The organism is Actinomyces oris, assembly GCF_001937665.1.
GTDB classification, from domain to species: Bacteria; Actinomycetota; Actinomycetes; order Actinomycetales; family Actinomycetaceae; genus Actinomyces; species Actinomyces stomatis.
Genome location: NZ_MSKL01000007.1, coordinates 12409 through 31735 on the forward strand (window position 1 = coordinate 12409; position 19327 = coordinate 31735).

The 19327-nt window shown below is 72.2% G+C and carries 17 protein-coding genes; 10 read left to right on the forward strand and 7 right to left on the reverse strand.

What is annotated here, in order from left to right:
• Nucleotides 1-86: 86 nt before the first annotated feature.
• From BKH28_RS03035 to BKH28_RS03045, 3 genes are all read right to left on the reverse strand, one after another.
• Complete coding sequence (locus BKH28_RS03035) at nucleotides 87-2858, reverse strand: heavy metal translocating P-type ATPase (RefSeq protein ID WP_075417423.1); 2772 nt, start codon at nucleotides 2856-2858, stop codon at nucleotides 87-89.
• A gap of 82 nt (nucleotides 2859-2940) precedes the next feature.
• A complete protein-coding gene (locus BKH28_RS03040) occupies nucleotides 2941-3210 on the reverse strand; it encodes a heavy-metal-associated domain-containing protein (protein ID WP_075417424.1) in 270 nt (89 codons plus the stop codon).
• Between the two features lie 84 nt (nucleotides 3211-3294).
• Complete coding sequence (locus BKH28_RS03045; RefSeq protein ID WP_009406821.1) at nucleotides 3295-3576, reverse strand: metal-sensitive transcriptional regulator; 282 nt, start codon at nucleotides 3574-3576, stop codon at nucleotides 3295-3297.
• A 173-nt stretch (nucleotides 3577-3749) separates the two neighbouring features.
• On the opposite strand from BKH28_RS03045, the gene BKH28_RS03050 reads away from it, so the two are divergent.
• On the forward strand, nucleotides 3750-4700 hold the full coding sequence (locus BKH28_RS03050) for a hypothetical protein (protein ID WP_075417425.1): 951 nt from the start codon (nucleotides 3750-3752) through the stop codon (nucleotides 4698-4700).
• A gap of 45 nt (nucleotides 4701-4745) precedes the next feature.
• Here BKH28_RS03050 and BKH28_RS03055 read toward each other — a convergent pair whose 3' ends face one another.
• A complete protein-coding gene (locus BKH28_RS03055; RefSeq protein WP_075417426.1) occupies nucleotides 4746-5471 on the reverse strand; it encodes a response regulator transcription factor in 726 nt (241 codons plus the stop codon).
• Between the two features lie 264 nt (nucleotides 5472-5735).
• Here BKH28_RS03055 and BKH28_RS03060 point away from each other — a divergent pair, with 264 nt between their 5' ends.
• The 8 genes from BKH28_RS03060 to BKH28_RS03100 all read left to right on the forward strand — a co-directional run bounded on the left by BKH28_RS03060 (nucleotide 5736) and on the right by BKH28_RS03100 (nucleotide 15933).
• Nucleotides 5736-7127: a YcaO-like family protein gene (locus BKH28_RS03060; RefSeq protein WP_075417427.1), complete on the forward strand. Its 1392-nt coding sequence runs from the start codon at nucleotides 5736-5738 to the stop codon at nucleotides 7125-7127.
• Between the two features lie 66 nt (nucleotides 7128-7193).
• A complete protein-coding gene (locus BKH28_RS03065) occupies nucleotides 7194-7901 on the forward strand; it encodes a cyclodehydratase (RefSeq protein ID WP_075417428.1) in 708 nt (235 codons plus the stop codon).
• Nucleotide 7902: 1 nt separating this feature from the next.
• Nucleotides 7903-9696 carry a bacteriocin biosynthesis protein gene (locus tag BKH28_RS03070; protein ID WP_075417429.1) on the forward strand — a complete coding sequence of 598 codons (1794 nt, stop codon included), beginning with the start codon at nucleotides 7903-7905 and terminating at the stop codon, nucleotides 9694-9696.
• On the forward strand, nucleotides 9686-10423 hold the full coding sequence (locus tag BKH28_RS03075; RefSeq protein WP_075417430.1) for a hypothetical protein: 738 nt from the start codon (nucleotides 9686-9688) through the stop codon (nucleotides 10421-10423). The genes BKH28_RS03070 and BKH28_RS03075 overlap by 11 nt, the downstream gene beginning before the upstream one ends.
• 194 nt (nucleotides 10424-10617) lie before the next feature.
• On the forward strand, nucleotides 10618-10821 hold the full coding sequence (locus BKH28_RS03080; RefSeq protein ID WP_075375698.1) for a thiocillin family RiPP: 204 nt from the start codon (nucleotides 10618-10620) through the stop codon (nucleotides 10819-10821).
• A 98-nt stretch (nucleotides 10822-10919) separates the two neighbouring features.
• Entirely contained in the window at nucleotides 10920-12137 is a 1218-nt protein-coding gene (locus BKH28_RS03090) for a PqqD family peptide modification chaperone (protein WP_075417432.1), read from the forward strand.
• The gene (locus BKH28_RS03095; RefSeq protein ID WP_081380013.1) at nucleotides 12134-14776 is read left to right on the forward strand and encodes a lantibiotic dehydratase; all 2643 of its coding nucleotides are present in this window, start codon (nucleotides 12134-12136) and stop codon (nucleotides 14774-14776) included. Before BKH28_RS03090 ends, BKH28_RS03095 begins: the two co-directional genes overlap by 4 nt.
• Entirely contained in the window at nucleotides 14773-15933 is a 1161-nt protein-coding gene (locus BKH28_RS03100; protein WP_075417433.1) for a thiopeptide-type bacteriocin biosynthesis protein, read from the forward strand. The genes BKH28_RS03095 and BKH28_RS03100 overlap by 4 nt, the downstream gene beginning before the upstream one ends.
• Before the next feature lie 296 nt (nucleotides 15934-16229).
• Here BKH28_RS03100 and purB read toward each other — a convergent pair whose 3' ends face one another.
• Together purB and BKH28_RS03110 are read right to left on the reverse strand one after the other, a co-directional pair.
• Entirely contained in the window at nucleotides 16230-17675 is a 1446-nt protein-coding gene (gene purB, locus BKH28_RS03105; RefSeq protein ID WP_075417434.1) for an adenylosuccinate lyase, read from the reverse strand.
• Between the two features lie 5 nt (nucleotides 17676-17680).
• Complete coding sequence (locus BKH28_RS03110) at nucleotides 17681-18091, reverse strand: hypothetical protein (protein WP_075417435.1); 411 nt, start codon at nucleotides 18089-18091, stop codon at nucleotides 17681-17683.
• Between the two features lie 236 nt (nucleotides 18092-18327).
• Here BKH28_RS03110 and BKH28_RS03115 point away from each other — a divergent pair, with 236 nt between their 5' ends.
• Nucleotides 18328-18804 carry a GNAT family N-acetyltransferase gene (locus BKH28_RS03115; RefSeq protein ID WP_075417436.1) on the forward strand — a complete coding sequence of 159 codons (477 nt, stop codon included), beginning with the start codon at nucleotides 18328-18330 and terminating at the stop codon, nucleotides 18802-18804.
• A 137-nt stretch (nucleotides 18805-18941) separates the two neighbouring features.
• Here the strand turns inward: BKH28_RS03115 and BKH28_RS03120 are convergent, their stop codons facing one another.
• Nucleotides 18942-19313, reverse strand: coding sequence for a hypothetical protein (locus BKH28_RS03120; protein WP_075417506.1), 372 nt, complete (start codon nucleotides 19311-19313; stop codon nucleotides 18942-18944).
• Between the last annotated feature and the right edge of the window lie 14 nt (nucleotides 19314-19327).

The following is a 19327-nucleotide window of genomic DNA, read 5'->3' on the forward strand; positions in this document are numbered from 1 at the left end:
GGTCAAGAGCTCGGCGTCGAGAACCGTGAATTCAGCGGTTCCCGACGCCGAGCTCGGACGTGCTCCTCGGCTCCTCGGCCGGCTGGTCAGCCAGCGCGGCGCAGGCGCAGGGAGTTGGTGACCACGATGACGCTGGAGGCGGCCATGGCGGCCCCCGCGATCATCGGGTTGAGCAGTCCGGCGGCCGCCAGCGGGATCGCGGCCACGTTGTAGGCGAAGGCCCAGAACAGGTTCTGGCGGATGATCCGCAGGGTCGCTCGCGACACCCGCACCGCCGCCACCGCTGCATCCAGGTCCGTGCGCACCAGGGTGATGTCGGCGGCTTCAATGGCCACGTCCGCCCCCGAGCCCATGGCGAAACCCAGACCCTGTGTGCCGGCCTGGGCCAGGGCCGCGGCGTCATTGACCCCGTCACCCACCATGCCGACCACCGCGCCCTGGGCCTGCAGGTCGGCGACGACGTCGCGCTTGTCGGCGGGCAGCACCTCGGCGCGCACGTCAGCGGCGTCGATCCCCACCTGAGCCGCCACGTGCTCAGCGGCCCGGGTGTTGTCCCCGGTCAGCAGCACCGGGCGGATCCCCAGCTCGCGCAGCGCCGTCACCGCCGCCCGCGAGGAGGGCCGCACCGTGTCTCGCACCACGAGAACCGCCACCGCCTCCAGTGGCTGCACCTGCCTGGCATCGGAGGCGCCATCCGCGGCGGCGTCGGTATCGGCCTCAGCGCTCGCGGTCTCACCGACGGCGTTGCCCACGGCCAGGACGACGGCGGTCGCCCCGGAGTCCTGGGCCTCCTCCACGGCGGAGCGCACCGCCTCGGGAACCTCGACGCCCATCTCATCGGCGAGCCAGCCCGGCCGGCCCACCGCCACCCGGCGCCCCTCCACCGTGGCGGACACGCCCCGGCCCTCATGGTTGGAGAAGTCGGTCGGCGCCGGCAGGTCGCCCAGGCGCTCGCGGGCGGTTGCCGTGATGGCCACGGCAACCGGGTGCTCCGAGGCCGACTCGACCGCCCCCGCCAGACGCAGCGCCTCCTCCCCGAGCGGGGCCAGGCTTGCGAGGGCGTCCGCCTGGCCGCTTGCGCCGGCGCCGACCTCGCCACTGCCGGCCGAGTCCGGGGCCTGCGACAACATCGAATCCGCGCCGCTCACCTCCCGGCAGGCCTCGACCTCCAGGCTCATGCGCCCCTGGGTGACCGTGCCGGTCTTGTCCATGACCATCGTGTCCAGGGCCCGCGTCGACTCCAGCACCTCGGGGCCCTTGATGACCACGCCCAGCTGGGCGGCCCGCCCCGAGCCGACCAGCAGCGCCGTCGGCGTGGCCAGCCCCAGCGCGCAGGGGCAGGCGATGACGAGCACGGCCACCGCCGCGGTGAAGGCCGCCTGCGGGCTGTGCCCGGTGAGCAGCCACCCCGCCAAGGTTGCGGCCGACAGCACCAGGACGATGGGCACGAACACCCCCGAGATCCGGTCAGCCAGGCGCTGGACGGGGGCCTTGCCCGCCTGCGCGGCCGTCACCATCCGGCCGATCCGCGCCAGCGTTGTCCCCTCACCCACGGCCGTGGCCCGCACCAGTAGCGCGCCGGAGGTGTTGACGGTCGCCCCGGTGACGGCCTGCCCGGCCTCGACCTCGGTGGGCACGGACTCCCCGGTCAGCAGTGAGGCGTCCACGGCCGAGCGACCCTCGACGACGACACCGTCGGCCGCCACCTTCTCACCCGGCCGCACGAGGAACAGGTCCCCGGCAGCCAGGTCCTCAATGCTGATGCGCTCCTCGGTGCGGGTGGTCTCCGCGCGGGGTGTGCCGTCCTCGTTGAGGACGTCGATGGTGTCGCGGCTGCCCGACGCTGAGGTGAGGACCACGCGGGTCACCTCCTTGGCGCCCAGCTCCAGCAGGGCGCGCAGGGCGTCGCCGGAGCGGTACTTGGCGCGGGCCTCCGCGTAGCGGCCCGCCAGGAGGAAGGTGGTCACCCAGGCGGCCGACTCGAAGTACATGTGGGCGGCGTGCCCCTGGGAGCGGGGCAGCAGCTCCATGCTCATGCGCATGCCGATGTGCCCGGCCCCGCCGAGCACCAGTGCCCACAGGCTCCAGCCGGTCGCGGCGATCACCCCCAGGGACACGAGCGTGTCCATGGTGAAGGCCCCGTGGCGCAGCGCCCGGAAGGCCGCCTTGTGGAAGGGCCAGGCCCCCCAGACCGCCACCGGAAGCGCCATGAGCGCCACCGTCCACTGCCAACCGGGCATCTGGAGGGCCGGCACCATGGAGATCGCCATGATCGGCACCGACAGGATGAGGCAGTAGATGAGACGCAGCCGCAGGTCGGCGGCCCGCTCCATGTGCGAGGCGCCCAGGGAGGGTGCGCCCCGACCGGAGGCGGAGCGGGGGGACGCATCGCCGGTGCCGGCGGTGCTGGAATGCGTGGCCTGCCTGCCTGCTGCGGCGCTCGGCGCCGCCATGGACAGCGTCGCGCGGCCGCCCGTGCCCTTGGCACTGCGCCGGCCTTCGGTCGAGCCGGGTGCGGATGGTCCCGATGCTGATGCTGCCGATGCCGCCGACGTCGTCGACGTGGGCTCGCCGGCCGGTGACGCCTCCGAGGCTGCCGGCTCATCCGGCGAGGTGGTGCCCAGCGGGGCGCCGGTGTAGCCGGCGCGGGCGACCGTGGCCAGGAGGTCGTCGACGCTCACCGTGCTCGGGGCGGTGATACGGGCCGACTCGGTGGCGAGGTTGACCGAGGCACTCACGCCGTCGAGCTTGTTCAGCTTCTTCTCCACCCGGGCCACGCAGCTGGCGCAGGTCATGCCCCCGATGGAGAGGTTGACGGTGCGCAGCTGCTCGCCCGGTTCCTGGCTGGTCGTACTCATAGGAGCCTTCCGTGTCCGTGTCGGTATGCGTGGCCGCCCGTCGACGTCCGGACCTCGGGCGACGGCGGTGAGACGTCCGGGCTCAGCGCTCGCGGACGTCGCGCTCGACGGCGTCGAGCGTGTAGTCCCCGGCCTCGTCGATGGCCTCGGCCAGGGCTGTGTCCTCCAAGCGGATGTCGGAGAGCACGGTGACGGTGGACTGTCCGTCCTTGTTGAGCAGGACGGAGACGTCCTTGACGCCCTCGAGCGCCTCGAGCTCCTCGGTGACATGGGCGACGCAGTGGCCGCAGGTGAGTCCGGAGACCTTGAGGGTGGTGGTGCGGTCGATGCCGTCGGCGGTGAACTCAGTCATCTCTCACTCCTTGGGAAGTGTGTGCGGAAAACGGGTGGATCGGAACGGGAACAAGACGGTCCGGCACTGAGCGGACCGTGGTGCTCAGGACCGCACGAGTCGGGCGATGGCGTCGGAGGCCTCGCGGATCTTGGCGGTGCCCTCCTCGTCGCCGGCCTGGGCGGCGTGCAGGACGCAGTGGCTCATGTGGTCCTCCAGCAGGCCGAGGCTGACGGCCTGAAGGGCCTTGGTGGCGGCGGAGATCTGGGTGAGGACGTCGATGCAGTAGACGTCCTCCTCAACCATGCGGGAGATGCCCCGGACCTGCCCCTCGATGCGGCGCAGGCGCTTGAGGTAGTCCTCCTTGGATCCGGTGTAGCCGGCCATCTCTCCTCCGTTGTCTCGGTCGGGATCGAACATACCCCTAGGGGGTAGAGCGGTCAAGTACCCCCAGGGGGTATGTGGTCGTTGGTGGCCGCCCGGAGTGCGGTCGGGCCGGCCCGATGGGCACGGAACCGGGAACCGGGACACGGGGAAGGGGGACGTGGGATGCTCGTGCCATGACCGCCGTTGCCAATGCCGTCCCTGGCCCCGCCGACCCCGACGCGGCGCCCCGGACCACAGATGACCCCGACCTCCAGCTCGCCCGAGACCCGAGGGCCGGCGCCGGACGGCTCATGGTGCTGGCCGGCAACCGTCCCGACCTGCGCGGCGTCATCGTGGACAACCCGGGCTGCTCCCCGGAGCTGCGCGCCTGGGTGAGCCGCATGGGAGGCGCCTCCGCCGGCTCCGGCCGCGGCGGACGTCCCGGCACCGATGCGGGAGCGGCCCGGCCGGACGGCTCTGGCGGCGTTGACGACGCTGGCGGCGTTGACGACTCCGTGTCGCTGGCACCCACGGGCTGGGAGCCCTCCGACATCGGCCTGGGCGACGACCCCTTCGGCTCCGTCCTGGGCGACCCGCTCATGGGCTCACCGCTCTTCGACGACGCCGGCGACCTGGGCCAGGAGCCCGCCTCCGCCGAGCCCGCCGGCGCAGCCGGTCGGAACGGGAAGGGAGGGCGGCGGCCGTCGTCGAGCCGGAGCACGGCCAAACCGCGTACCGGCCCCGCCCGCACCGCCTCGCGCACAGCCGCGGCCCGGGTCTCGCAGACACCCGCCCCGCCCCGACAGCGGCCGTCGGTGACGATGCCGCCGCAACCGGCTCCGGCGCCGCCTGGACGCTTCGCGCCACCAGCACCGTACCCGGGGCCGGGGGCCGCCGGGCCGGCCGGGGCTGCTCCGGGGCGAGTGGCGGACAACCCCTGGGCCGTGGAAGGCGCGCCGGCCGGCGGCCTGCCGCCCGTGACCTCCGGCGCCCCGTACGAGATGCGAGGCCACAAGGCCCCGCCCTCCCTGCGGACCGCCAGGAGGCCCGCGCCGTCCTCGCAGTCCAGCACGTCCCCGGCCAAGGTCGTGGGCTGGATCCTCTTCATCCTCCTGTTCATCATCATCCGGGCGTTCAACGGCTGAGACGGGAGGGGGCCGGGGCCGACGCCATCAGGGGTCGGATGTGCCTCAGGGCGCGGCGGAGCCCGGGGTCGAGCCGCTCGGGGCGCTGGTGACCGGGATGGTGATGGGGCTGTTGGAGGCGTAGCCGTGCTTGAAGGCCCACACCACGATCTCCAGGCGCGACGTCGTCCCGGTCTTGTGGAACAGGCCTGTGATGTGGGACTTGACCGTCGCCTCGGCGATGGCCAGCAGGGAGGCGATCTTGCGGTTCGAGGCCCCCTCGCACAGAAGGTGGAGCACGTCGCGCTCCCTCTCCGAGAGGTGGACGCTGCCGTCCGCGCCGCGCACGGAGGCCAGGGCGTAGTCGATCAGGCGCGTCGTCGGCGTCGGGGCCACGACCTTCGCCCCGGAGTGGACCGTGCGCACCGCCGCGATGATCTCCTCGGCCGGGGCGCTCTTGAGCAGGAAGCCGCTGGCGCCGGCCCCCAGACCCTGCAGGAGGTCCTCGTCGGTGTCCACCGTGGTCAGCAGAATGACCCGGGTCGACGGCGAGGTGCGAAGCACCTCCCTGGTCATCTCCACGCCGTCCATGTTCTCCATGTGGACGTCGGTGATGAGGACGTCGACCTGGTGAGACTGCAGAAACCGCAGGACGGCGCGAGGTGAGCGTGTTGCGGTGAGGACCTTGAGGTCCTTGACGTCGGAGAAATAGGACTCCAGATGGGCCAGGGCCATCGCGTCGTCGTCGACCAGGGCCAGGCCGACACAATCGGGAGAAATCTGGGAAGACATGAGTCTCCTTGGGCAGATGTGTGCAGCCCGCGATCAGTGGGGGGCGCGGCCTGCTGGGAACAGTGAACAAACTACCTGAAAAAACAGATTCGCCGTGTAAACGCTCCGAGACGCGCCCCGACGAAAGGCGGTTAGAGCTATCCAAACGGCGAAGAAAGCAATAGATCAAAGGCCGATGCGAGGCCCCGACGGATTCCGGCAGGCTCTTGGGCAGCGGCACTTCCCCAAGTGTGCCTCCTCTGTCGTTCCCAGGAAGGAGGGTCCGTGTACCGCTCTGCGCTCATTGAGGGCGTCGCCCCATCTTTGGCGCGCGCTGCGTCACTCGAATCTCCCTTCGGCCTGGTTTCCCGTTCCACCGAGCTGCCCCAAGCGGCCGGAGAGCCGGTCTTCGCGATCTGGACCGGTCTTCTGGGTGATCCCTCTGAGGCGCTGAGGTCACAGCGCACCTGGAATCACCGTGCCGAGGCGGGCAACTTCGACGGGGCCGGCGGGGCCATCGACGCCGATCGCGCCAGACACATCGCGATCGTGGAGACGATGGAACGCTACTCCAGCTGCTCATGGACGGAGGAGGAGCTGGTGTGGGACACCCCCGCCGGTCTCGGCGAGGCCGCGATCGGACCGGAGCGCTGGCCGGCGTGCTCGGCCACCGAGCTGGCGGACCCGGACTGCGGGCTCATCGCCTCAGACCCCCGCGTCCCCCTGCGATGGGTGCGCGGCTGGTCCTTGACCCGCGGCCGTGAGGTCTTCGTCCCAGCGGTGCTGACATACCTCAACTTCCCGGTGCGCACCCCCTCCGAGCAGTTCGTCAACCCCATCTCCACCGGCACCGCCGCGCACTCCGACCTGCGCGAGGCCGTCCTGGGTGGCCTGCTCGAGGTCATCGAGCGCGACTCCATCGCCCTGACCTGGCTCCAGCGCCTGCGCCTGCCCGCGGTCGCCGTCGACCCCAGCACCCTGGGTGAGGAGGTCGCCGAGTACCACCGGGTGGGCACCTCCACCGAGCTGGAGACCCACCTGTTCGACGCCACCACCGACTACGGCGTCCCCACCCTCTACGCCGTCCAGACCTCGCAGGTCGATCCCGAGCTGGCCCAGGTGGTGGCCGCCACCTGCGACATCGACCCGCAGCGGGCGCTGGCCAAGATCTACCGCGAGCTCGCCTCCCTGCGCATCGCCCTGCGCAGCCACGCCCGCGGCCCGCGCGCCCAGGAGATCAAGGGGCAGGACCTCACCGTGGTCGGTGGCGCCCTGGCCGACGCCGAGCTGTCCATGCGCCACGTCTTCGACTTCCTCCTGGAGGGGGAGCGGCCCGTCCACGCCCTCGACGGGATCGGCACCCTCACGGCACCGACGTCCAGCGCTGACGGCACCGACGGCAGCAGTGGCGGAGTCGGCCCCGACCCGCTCGAGCAGGTTGTCGCCAACCTGGAGAGGGCCGGCGCCGAGGCGATCGTCGTCGACATCACCACCGATGAGGCCCGTCAGGTCGGCATGCACGTCATCAAGGCCCTCATCCCCGAGGCCATGCCCCTGTCCTTCAGCCACCACGCCCGCTACCTCGCCACACCCCGCCTCTACCAGGCGCCCCGGGCGATGGGCCTGACCGTCCACGATGAGGAGGGGATCAACCCCGTCCGCCAGCCCTTCGCCTGAGCCATGAGCCCGGCGTCCGCACCACCAGCCACCTCACCGACCGACTCCCAGGAGCCCCGACCCGATATGAGCATGACGCCGCCCGCACCGGCCACGCAGCCGGCACCGCAGACCCCCACGGGGCCGGTGACGGCCTACCTGCCCCAGGGCGGGTTCGCGCGCGCCGTCGTCGGGCGCCTCGCCGGGCAGGGCGACCCCGTCATCCCGGTCGACCAGGGGCTGGTCAGCGCCTACATCCCCTACGCCGACCGCGCGGTTCTCATCGCCGACCCCGACCAGTCCGGCCTGCGCGAGGACCTCGACACCCTCTCCTTCACCCGGAGCATGCCCTCCCTGGGCCTGGAGCTCTTCCCCACCGAGCTGCGTTGCGGGCCGCTCGTGGTCCCCGGCCGCAGCGCCTGCTACCGCTGCTACGACCGGCGCCGCCGCCAGCACGGCTACCGCCCCCTGCCCCCCGAGGTCGCTTCTGAGCACGGCCCGCTGGAGCAGGCCTACGCCCACCACCACGTGCTCCTGGGGGCCGGCCTCATCTCCCTGGCCCTGCAGACCCTGGATGCCCTCGACCCCCAGGGCCCGACCACGGGAGGCGCCGACGACGTCGCGCCGATCGGCGGCCAGGTGTGGACCATCGACCTCGTCTCCGGCATCACCACCTGCTCGTCGACCGTGGCCGTCGACCGCTGCGAGACCTGCTCGGGCCGCTACGCCGGCGGCCGCGACGGCCTGCCCGCGCTCGCGGCCCTCCTGCCCGAGCGACGTGGGGAGGTGGCCTGAGATGGCCGCAGACGCCGGAAACTCCGTCATGCGAGCCGGCGACGTCGGCCGTGCCGCCCGCCGCGACCTGCAGTTCCGCATCCCCCGCAGGCCCGTGGTCCGGCTGGGGCTGCGCGCCCGCCCCGAGGAGAACGGCTGGATCATCGACGGCGCCCGCAAGAGCCAGGTCCTGGGCGGGGCCTTCGCCCGTGAGCACATGGGCCCCCTGCTCCAGGCCTGCGACGGCACTCGCACCCTCGACGAGATCGGCGCGGCCACCGGCATCGGCCCCCAGGCCGCCTTCGAGGCCGTCTCCCTGCTGTGGACCGGCGGCATCGTCGAGGAGGGTGACACCGAGCCGGCCCCCGGCGACCCGTCGCCCGAGCTGGCACGGTTCCTCTCCCGTCTGGGCGACTCCACCGGCGTCAACGACTCCTGGCAGGACGCCGCCCGCCGCCTGGCCGCGGCCCAGGTCGCCGTCGTCGGGGACAACGAGCTGGCCGGTGAGATGGTCGCCGCCCTGGAGCCCACCGTGCCCGAGGTCCGGCTCGACGGCGCACCCCGCCGGGGGGATACGCTCACCGTCCTGATCGAGACCGTCGACTGCACGGCCCGCTCCCAGGAGGTGGCGCGCCGCTGCCGGGAGGAGGGCATCGCGCTGCTGCGGGTGCGCGCCGAGCAGGAGGCGGTGACGGTCGGCCCCTACGTCGACGAGGCCTTCTCGCCCTGCCTGGCCTGCGCGTGCGCCGATGAGCCCGAGATCGGCCCCCGCCCCGAGGCCGCCCGCCACGATGTCGTCGTCGGCCTGGCCGCCCGGGCCGTGGCCGCCATCATCGCCCGCGCCACCGTCACCCACCTTCCCGGGGACGCGCGGCGCACGGACCTGGCCACCTTCACCTACTCCGACCGCCCGGTCGTCTCCCGCCCCGGCTGCCCCGTCTGCTCGGTGGCCGGGCAGGGAGAGGAACCGGTGCCGGTGGCGCCCTCGGCCCCCGTGGGGGCCCGCTACGAGCAGTCCGTGGCCATCCCACCGGCCGCCTTCGTCGACTCCAAGGGCCACCAGCAGCACTACAAGCCCTCCAACCTGCGCCTTCAGCGCGAGTTCCGCGACTGGCCGGTCTGCCCGCGCACGCCTCTGCCGCCCGCCGACCTGGAGCGCCTCGACCAGCCCTGGCCCGTCGCGCACCCGCTCACCGATGACGGCTCCGACCCCGACCTCGTCACCCGCCCCACCCCGGCCGAGCTCGCCACGATCCTGGCGCTGTCGGTCGGCGTGCGCGAACCGCTCGGAGCCGAGCCCACCGGCCAGGGACCGGCCGAGGCCGCCCAGAGTCCGCTGAGTGCCAAGCTGCGCCGCTGGACGGCCGCCGGCGGCAACATCGGCTCGGTGACCGCCTACGTCCTCGTGCCTGAAAGCGGGCAGGCCGGACATGAGGCGAAGGAGGCGGCCGGGCAGCGGCCGGCCCCGGGCACCTATGTCTACATCGAGCGCGACCACGCCCTGGCCCTCATCGGTCCCGCCCCCGCTGCGGACGCGGAGACGGAGCCCCTGCCCGACGGCGTCGGCGCCCGGATCGTCCTGACCGGCAACGTGGACAAGGTGGCCCGCAAGTACTTCTCCTTCGCCCTGCGCATCGCCGTCCAGGACTGCGGCTGCTCCTTCGAGGTCATCCGCCTCGTCGCCGACGCCCTGGGAGTGCCGCTGCGCGCCCGGGCCCGCTGGGACGAGCAGCGCATCGCCCGGGCGCTGGGCACCGACCCGGCCCGGGAGCCGGCCTGCATCGTCGTCGACCTGGGAGGCCGCCGTGCGCACTGACTTCGAGACGCTGCGCGAGCTCGTCGCTGGCTTGTCCACCGGATCGGACACTCACCCCGCCGAGCCGACCTCCGACGGCCTGGCCACGCGCCGCCCGCGCCCGCCGCTGGACTGCCAGGTGCCGGACGCGCTCGTCCCCGGCCCCCAGGAGCCCTACCCCTACAGCCTGCACCAGACCTTCGAGCGCCGCTCATCATCGACCACCTACGGTACCGAGCCGCTCGAGGCCGAGCCCCTCCTGGCCATGGTGCGCGACGCCCTGGCCGACGACGCGAGCACCTGGGGCCAGGACGCGGCGGCCTGCCCCCTGGAGCCCTTCGTCCTCCTCCTGCGCCCGAGTGGCGCTGAGCCGGGCATCTACCGGGTGAGGCTCGACGGCGTCGACCTCGTCCGCCCCCTGCCGCAGGCTGAGGAGATCGAGGGCATGGCGGTGCAGAAGGAGTTCGCCCGCGCCGGCGCCATCGTCTCGGTGGCCGCCAACCTCGATGAGGCCGACGCCTGGGGCGGGGCGGCCGGCTACCGCTTCACCATGGGCCGCAGCGCCGCCCTCATCTACTCGCTGCACCTGCGCGCCGTCGCCCGGGGACTGGTGGGGACGGTCTTCGCCGGCTTCGCCACCTCGGCGGTACGCCACCTGCTGGACTCCGACGGCGTCAGCCGCCACCAGATGTTCGCCGTCACCATCGCCAGTGCGCAGACGGCGCCGCCCGATGAGGCGGCCGGCTGACCCAGTCACCAGTCGCGCGCTCCGGCGGCCCGCCGCCGGCACGACCGACCCAGAACTGCATACCGCGTCACAGAAGTTCCACAGACCACCCCGTTCGCGGGGTTGGGGCCCGGTCCCGGCAGACCGGACCCCCGGGGCCCGAACGGGCCCCGCTCCTGCCCACAAGACATCTGAGAGAAGGAGGTGAACAGCATATGACGAACAGCTCGATTGATCTCACCCTCGCCGACAGTGACTTCGGTGTCGAGGAACTGCCCGAGGGCAACGCCCTGGGTTGCGCCTTCAGCCACGCCAGCGCGTCCTGCCCGGCCAGCGCCGCCTCGGCCTCGTGCCCGGCCAGCGCCGCCTCGGCCTCGTGCCCGGCCTGCGCCGCCAGCGCGTCGACGACGTCCTGCTGACGACCCCATGGTGGCGGGTAGGGGACCGGGGTCCCCTACCCGCCACTGGCGGTACCCCGGAGCCCCGAGAACCGACCTGAGGGAGCCAAGAGCCCACGATGAGCACGGTGATGAGTACGGCGACGAGAACGCCGACGATCCCTGGTAGCCCCCCGACGTCTCCGATCCCGCGCCTGCGCCGCGGCGTGAGCCTCATCGTCGGGATGGACAACCAGCCGATGCTGTTCGACTCCGACTCGGGCAAGTACCACCGGCTCGGCGCGGCCGCCGCCTTCATCGTCAACCAGTTCGACGGGGTGCGCCCCCTGCCGACCATCATCGAGGAGCTGCCCCAGGACATCGACGAGGCGGGCGCCCAGCGCATCACGAGCCTGGTCGACAACCTGCGCGACAAGGGCCTCCTGTCGGGGAGCGAACCCGCCCCCGCCGTCCCCGAGGCCCCGGTGCGCACCCGGCGCACCCGCGGACGCCACACCGCCCAGCCCCGCCGGGCCCGCCACCTCAAGGTCGAGAGGCCCCGCCGCAGCGGGGGCTGGTGGCTGCCCCGCATCATCATCGCCCGCAAGTACCACCGGATCGTCGCCCCGGTCGTCACCCTGCTCCAGCGCCTGCCGGCTCCCGCACTCAGCTGGGTCTTCCTGGCGCTGGCCGCCTGCGGGTACGCGGCCGGGGCCATGGCGCTCAGCTCCCTGGCCGGCGGCCCCCGCCCCGGCGTCCTCGTCTTCGTCACGGCGGTGGCGATCCAGCTGGTGAGCATCCTGCTCCACGAGTCCTGGCACGCCATCGTCGCCGGCTACCTGGGCACCCCGATCCGGGGACTGGGGGTGGCGCTCATGTTCTGGGCGATCCCCATCGCCTACGTCGACCGCACCGACTCCTACCGGGTGCGCTCCCGGCGCGGGCTGACCATGCTGGCCCTGGCCGGCATCTTCTCCGACGGCGTCGTCTGCGGCCTGGAGGCGGCCATCGCCTGGGCCTCGACGGGAACGGTGCGCCAGGTGGCCCTGACCCTGTGTGCCTTCCAGCTCACGATGCTCGTGACCAACCTCAACCCCCTCACCCAGTCCGACGGCGTCGCCGCGGTCGAGGCGGCCACCGGCTCGGTCAACCTGCGCGGGCGCTCCATGTTCGTGCTGCGCTGCGTCCTGGCCCGCCAGCCCCTGCCTCCCGCCCTGGCCGTCATGCGGCCCGCGGTGCGCTGGGGCTACTTCATCTACGGGCTGCTGTGCTCTCTTCTCGGACTGCTGGCCTTCGTGATGAGCATTGTATGGATAGGCTACTGGCTGTACGTCCTCGTGAAAGGTTTCCTCCTATGACGCAGCCGGTTCTCTCTCGTGCCGGTGCCTCCCCCTCCCGACAGCCACAGCCGCAGCCCGTATCCGCCGTGACCCCCGGGGAGCCCATCCCGTCCGCTCCGTCCTCCGCCGTACCAGCGTCGGTACCGGCATCGGAGCCGGAGCCCCCGGCCCTGGCCCAGCCCGCCGTGGCCCTGCCGACCCTCGTGCGCCTGGGCGGGCTCCCGGTGCGGGCCGTCCCCGAGACCAGCGCCGCCGTCATCGGCACCCTGGACTACCTGCGCCGGCTCGACGAGGTGCTCGACGGCGCCGCGGAGCAGCTGCTCGACCCGCTCTACGAGATCGTCCCCACCCTGGACAAGACCGAGCGCCGCCCGGTCCTGCGCGCCAAGCGCTGCGTCTTCCAGGGGCGTGCCACCGACCTGTCCGAGGAGGTCCTGGCCGTCCTGCCCGCTGAGCTGCGCGCACTGCTGGAGCGCTGGGACGCCCTGGTGGCCCGCAAGGACGAGACCCGCGCGCGCCTGGCCGTCCTGGTCGACGTCGACCTGGACCGCAGCCGCGAGCTGCTGGCGGCCGGCCTCGACGAGCCCGGCTACCAGGAGGCCCTGGCGATCGCCGCCCCGGCCCTCATCTCCACCCTGGCCGCCCGCGGCCGCAGGCTCGAGGACCCCCGCGTCCTGCGCACCCTCTACACCCTGGCCACCCGGGCCGCCCTCAAGACCAGCCCCTTCTCGGGACTGACCACCGTCAACGAGGCGGGCCGGCCGTCCACCGGGCGCAGCCACCGCATGGTGGCCACCCACCTGGCCTACCGCATCCTGAGCGCCACCGCCCAGGACCTGGCCCCCGACAGCGCCCTCTACCTCGAGCCCGCCCCTGTGCGCCGGGCCTTCAGCGCCGCTCCCGGCGCAGGCGTGGCCGGCGCCTACGGCCAGTACCCGCCCAGTGAGGCCGAGGCGGAGGCGCTGAGCGTCCTCGGCGAGCACGAGTACGGCAACGGCATGGTCTTCCGCCAGGAGACCGTCCAGCCCGCCCGCTGGCTCCAGGAGACCCACGACGCCCTGACCGGCGGCGGCATGCACGCCGTGCTCAGCGTGCGTGACGCCTGCGAGCGCGTGGGTGGCACCGACCCGCGCCTGCGCCTGGAGCGGCTGCTGGCCTCCGGCGCCATCGTGCCGCACGTGCCCTGGTACCGCGGGGAGAACCCCTTCCCGCTGCTGGCCGCCTCACTCTCACCGGAGCAGCAGCGCCAGTGGGGCAAGGACCTGGCCTGGCTGGCCCGGCTCGACGACGCCGTCGGCGCCGCCGACGGGCCCGGCCGTGCCGAGCTCCTCAACCGCACGGTGCGCCTGGCCGAGCGCGTCTTCCCCGACGGCGAGCTCGGCGAGCGCCCCAGCGGCTTCCTCTACGAGGACCGCGAGTCGACCCGCAGCTGGGTCGATCCCCTCGAGGACGCCCCCTTCGAGCAGGACGTCAAGACCCTGGGCGATCTCGCCGACCCCTGGGTGACCCGCTCCCACATCTACGACCTCATGGTGGCCCGGTTCGTCTCGCTGTTCGGCAACGGTGGGGTGTGCAAGGACCCGCTCGCCTTCTTCATGACCATCGCCCACGCCCCCGACGGCGACCAGGAGATGCTGCGCGCCGCCGGGCTCGACTACGCCGCCGGCCCCGACACGGAGCGTGCCGCCCTGTCCGGCGGGCTCTCCGGCTCGCCGAGGCACCTGGGCGCCTTCCTCCAGCCGGTGGCCCCCAGCGCCCGGACCTACGCCGCCGGCGGGGGGCTGACCGTCGTCAACGCCTTCACCAACGCCAACGGCTCCCTCCAGGCCCGCTTCCACCGGCTCCTGGGCTCCGGCTTCCGGGAGCGCCTGGCCACACGGATCCGCACCGCCTGGGGCACCGAGCGGGTCCTGGAGATCCAGGCCAGCACCGAGTGCAACACCGGTCAGGCCGTCTCCTGCGGGCTTCTGCCGCCGCTGGGCCTGCCCGGTGAGCCGGGGGCGCCGGACGCGGTCCCCCTCAGCTCCCTGCGGCTCGTCCACGACCCGGCCACGAGCACCCTGTTCCTGGCCGACGACGCCGGGCCCGTGGGACTGGCCTACCTGGGCCTGACCCCCCAGTACCTCCTGGGCGGCTACCTGTCCTGGCTGGTGCTGCTGAGCGACCCGTGGTCCCGGCTGCCCCCGTTCGCGGATCACTGGACCAGCCGCCGTCGGGACCTGGGCGGGCCCCTGCCCGACGAGGTGATGCACTCCGAGCGGACCGTGGCCGGCCGGTTGGTGACCCGGCGCGAGTCCTGGACCTTCCCGGCCGACCAGATCGCCCCGCTCATGGACCGCGACCTGACCACGACCCTGCTGCACATGGACGACCTGCGCAAGCAGTGGGACATACCGACGGAGGTGTTCGTCCACCAGCACATGCCCTCCCAGGGCGCCACCTTCGACCAGCACAAGCCCCGCTACGTGGACCTCACCTCGCCGGTCTCGCTGTTGGCGCTGCGCGGCTGGATCGACCCCGGCGCCGCCCACATCAGCTTCGTCGAGGCCCTCCCGGCCCGCGGCCAGGCCCTGGGGCTCACCCAGGACGGTGAGCCGACGGTGGCCGAGTACCTGGTGGGACTCCAGTGGCCCAAGAACCTGGGAGGCATGGCATGAGCACCTACGACGACGCCCAGCCCAACCGGCGGGAGCAGCGCAACCAGCCCAGCCGGCTCATCCGCTCCCGGAGGCTGCGCTGGCTCGGCGGGCGCTCGCGGGCCGGTGAGCAGGCGGAGCGCTCCGAGGCCGGTCAGCCCGGTCAGGGCGCCTCGACCCCGCAGGTGGGTGGATCGATCCCGGGGATCCAGCCCCTGGAGATGGCGGCCGCCGACTTCGGCAACCTGCGCGCCCAGCACAGCTCGATGCGTCAGCGGGGGGCGGCGCTGGCCAACCAGCATGAGAGCGTCGGCTGGCTGTACGCGCGGATCTACTGCGCCGGCGGGGACGACACCGACGCCCTGCTGCCCGAGATCGCCCAGTGGCTGGCCCGGGCCCGCGGACAGTGGGACATCCGCTCGGCACACTTCCTGCGCTTCGTCGACCTGCGCGGGCACCACATCCGGCTGCGGCTCAAGGCCGTTGAGGGTGTCCTGGACGACGCCTACGCGAGCATGAGCGAGCTGGGGGCCGTGGCCCAGCGCACCGAGGTGCGCACGGTCGAGCGCCTCGTCACCGACCCGATGACCGGCGGGATCGGTGCCAGCCGGCCCGGCATCACCTTCGGTGTCTACGGCCCCGAGTACGACAAGTACGGGGGAGTGGCCGGCGTCGAGGAGGCCGAGCGGCACTTCTACGTCTCCAGCCGATGGTGCCTGGACCACCAGGTCTGGCAGATCCCGCGGCCGGTGCCGCGGGCGGCTCTGGCGGCGCGGTTCCTGGCTCTGGCGGCCCGCAGCGCGCCGCTGCCCGAGGCCGAGCTGCTCTCCGCCCACCTGCGGATGTGGGGCTCGCGGCTTCCCGCGCACCTGCGTGACGGCAGCGCCCTGGGGCCGATCGTCCAGCAGCTGCTGGAGGTCATCGAGTTCCAGTTCGATGAGATCCCGTCCTGGAGTCAGGCGGCCGCTGCCGTCGGCGAGCTGGCAGACGACGCCGGACGCGCCATCGGGGTCATGGGGGCGGGCACCGGCGGCCGTCGGGCCCTGGACCTGCTGCACATCGACGTCAACCGGCTCGGCCTCAACCCGGCCGAGGAGTGCATCGCCGGGCTGTGCGCCCGTCAGCTCCTGACCGGGGGCGCCGTGCCCCCGGCCCAGCCTTCAGTCGCCGTCGGGTAGCCGCGCGCCGCCCTGCCGGAACCCTGAAACGCGCCGAGGTGTCCATGAGATGGGGCCCTGAGTGTCGATGAAGGGCTGGAAGTGTCCATGAAGTGTCGATGAAGTGTTCATGAAGGGCCGCAGAGTGTCGATGAAGGGCTGGAAGTGTCCACGGTGCTGACATCAACACTGCGCTGACCTCCCAGCCTGAGAAGAAACCCCGGGATTCCAACGTTCTGTGTCAGGTGCTTCGAGGGTCGGCGCGCTGATGTCAGCACCGTGGACACCCGGCCATTGCCGGACCCGCCGGCGCGCCCTCAGTCGTCCAGGTGGGAGACGAGCTCGGCGGCCAGACCCGTGTAGGTGGCGGGCGTCAGGGCGAGCAGTCGCGCCTCGACGTCGTCGGGCATGCCGAGCCCGGAGATGAACTCGCGCATCCCCTCGGGCGTGACCTTCTTGCCGCGGGTGAGCTCCTTGAGGCGCTCGTAGGGGTCGGCCATGCCGGTCGCCCCGGCGACAGCGGCCGCCCGCATGGCCTGCTGGACGGGTTCGCCGAGCACCTCCCAGGTGGCGTCGAGGTCCTCCTCCAGGCGGGCGCGGTCGACGTCGAGCCCGGCCAGGCCCCGGCGGATGTTGTCCACGGCCAGCAGCGAGTGCCCCAGGGCCACGCCCACGTTGCGCTGCGTGGTGGAGTCGGTGAGGTCCCGCTGGAGGCGGGAGGTGACGAGCGTGGCGGCCAGCGTGTCCAGCAGCGAGCAGGAGATCTCCAGGTTGGCCTCGCCGTTCTCGAAGCGGATCGGGTTGACCTTGTGCGGCATGGTCGACGAGCCGGTGGAGCCCTGCGCGCTCAGGCGCTGGTGGAAGTAGCCCAGGGAGATGTAGGTCCACACATCCGTGGCCAGGTTGTGGGCGATCCGGTTGAAGCGGGCGACGTCGGAGTAGAGCTCGGCCTGCCAGTCGTGGGACTCGATCTGCGTGGTCAGCGGGTTCCAGGTCAGGCCCAGGTGCTCCACGAAGCCGCGACCCACGGCCTGCCAGTCGGCGCCGGGAACGGAGACGACGTGCGCGCCGAAGGTGCCGGTGGCGCCATTGATCTTGCCCAGGTACTCGGTGGACTCGACGCGGCGCACCTGACGGCGCAGCCGGTGGGCCAGGACCGCCAGCTCCTTGCCGAGCGTGGTGGGGGTGGCCGGCTGGCCGTGCGTGCGCGCCAGCATGGCGGCGTCGCCGTACTCGTGGGCCATGGCGGCCAGGTCCTCGACCAGCCCGCACGCGGCCGGCAGCCACACCTGCTCGATGGCGGCGCGGATCGTCAGGGCGTAGGAGAGGTTGTTGATGTCCTCGCTGGTGCAGAAGATGTGGACGATCTCGCCGACCGTGGGCAGCACGGTGGGGCCGCCGTCGGCGCCGACGACGCCGGGGGCCTGGGCGGCCGCGGTCAGGCGCCGTTTGAGGAGGTACTCGACGGCCTTGACGTCGTGGCGGGTCTCGGCCTCGATGACGCCGAGCTCGGCGATCTCCTGGGCCCCGAAGTCCTCGACGACACCGCGCAGGTAGGCCTTCTCCGTCTCACTCAGGCGAGGGGCGCCGGGCAGGACGCCGCCGTCGGTGAGGTGGATGAGCCACTCGACCTCGACCTGCAGGCGGGCCCGGTTGAGCGCGGCCTCGGAGAGGTGATTGACCAGTGGGGCGGCGACGGCGCGGTAGCGGCCGTCCAGGGGGCCCAGAGCGATGGCGGGGGAGATGGTGGAGAGATCGGCCATGCCGCTCATTGTGGCAGGTTGCCACCGATCTCTGCGAGCGGGGCGTCCTGGGCGGTGACGAGGACGGGCTGCGCCTCGGGCCGGCGGTGGCGGTAGGCGTTCACGATGACATAGAGCAGGATGCCGGCCGACGGCAGGTTGATGGCGGCAGCGGGCTCATGGCTGTAGAAGCCGTGACCGAGCAGAGCGGTCGCCAGCCCCAGGCCGATGACGGCCAGCGCGAGGACCGAGGGGCCCGGGATGCGCTGCGACGGCTCGGCACGCTGAACGTGCTGGGCCTGGAGAAGGATGAGACTGACCGTCAGCAGGCTCAGAGGGGTCAGGAGGGAGGTTTGCCAACCGAACAGGCCGCCACCGACGGTCAGGGCCAGGACGGTGGTGGCAAGCGTGAAGACGACTGGAGGGAGGAGTCGCATGATAGATGACCTCGTAGGGCGGACATGGTGGGGAATGGTATGACCGGGCAAAATCCTGCCGGATTCTTGTGGCATTTTCAACAAGTGGTCCATCGTCATTGGTGGGGAGCACTACCCAGTTGCCGTCACCCTATACGGCATGCCGTCCCTGGAACTGTGAAATCAGCCCTGACCAGGGAGAATGCAATGTGTCCGTGACGCCATAGGTGCCGTGCGGGTCAGTGGATAATGCGGTTATGACGACGGACCGGGTCCAGCACGGAGCGGCAGTCAGAGTTCTGGTGGAGCAGGACCTGGCCAGTGAGCAGATGCTGGCTCTTATGCGCGAGGCCGCGGGACTGCCCGACGCCGAGCTGCGCAGGATCATTGCTGAGGAGCTAGTGCTCATGGAGGTCGTGGGTACGGGCCCGCGGGGCGCGCCCACGTCGGTAGCTGCCTACGTGTCTCGACCCGATGGCGTCGTGTTGGAGTACATTGCCGTGGCTCCGGGGCTACGTGGCGACGGAATCGGGCGGGCGCTCGTTGATGCCCTTGCCAGTGCGTCGGGGCAGGTCGTCGCCGAGACCGACGACGACGCCGTCGGCTTCTACCGGGCGCTCGACTTCGATATCGACTCTGCGCCGTTGGACCCGCGCTGGCCGGGGCGCCGCCGCTACCGATGCGTGCGGCGGCCCCTCCCCCGAACGGCACGTGCCGAGAACTGCGATTCCTGACGACGACGTACTTCTCCCACGGATGACTGCGGTCCGTCCCCAGTCATCTGCGGGAGAACGCAGTCCTCGCGGCGCAAGTACGTTCTCGATCGACCTCGTCGAGGAGTCTGGTGGCCGAGGCCGGCGGGTGACGGGGCCTATCGGGGCGAGGGCTTGCTTGCGGCGACCTCACGGGGCCGCCGGTCCCTCAGGCTGCGCACCAGGACGTAACCCAGCAGAACCAGTTCGGGCAGGATGAGGAGCGCGACGACGTCGGACCGGTAGAGGCCGCGCGCGAGAACGAGCCCGGAGAGGACGAGTCCGGCGATCCCCAGCAACCGGATTCCCGACGGCGACAGGTTGCGCTCGCCCGGATCTGAGGTCTGGGCTTGCAGCAGAACCAGGCCGAGCAGGAGCAAGCACAGCGATGTGTTGAGGCTGCTGAACTGCCACCCGAGAAACAGGTTCCCGATCGAGGTGACCAGGACAGTGAGGGCGAGGACAACGATGGCGGGCTTGATGAGTCGCATGGAGAGCACCCCGG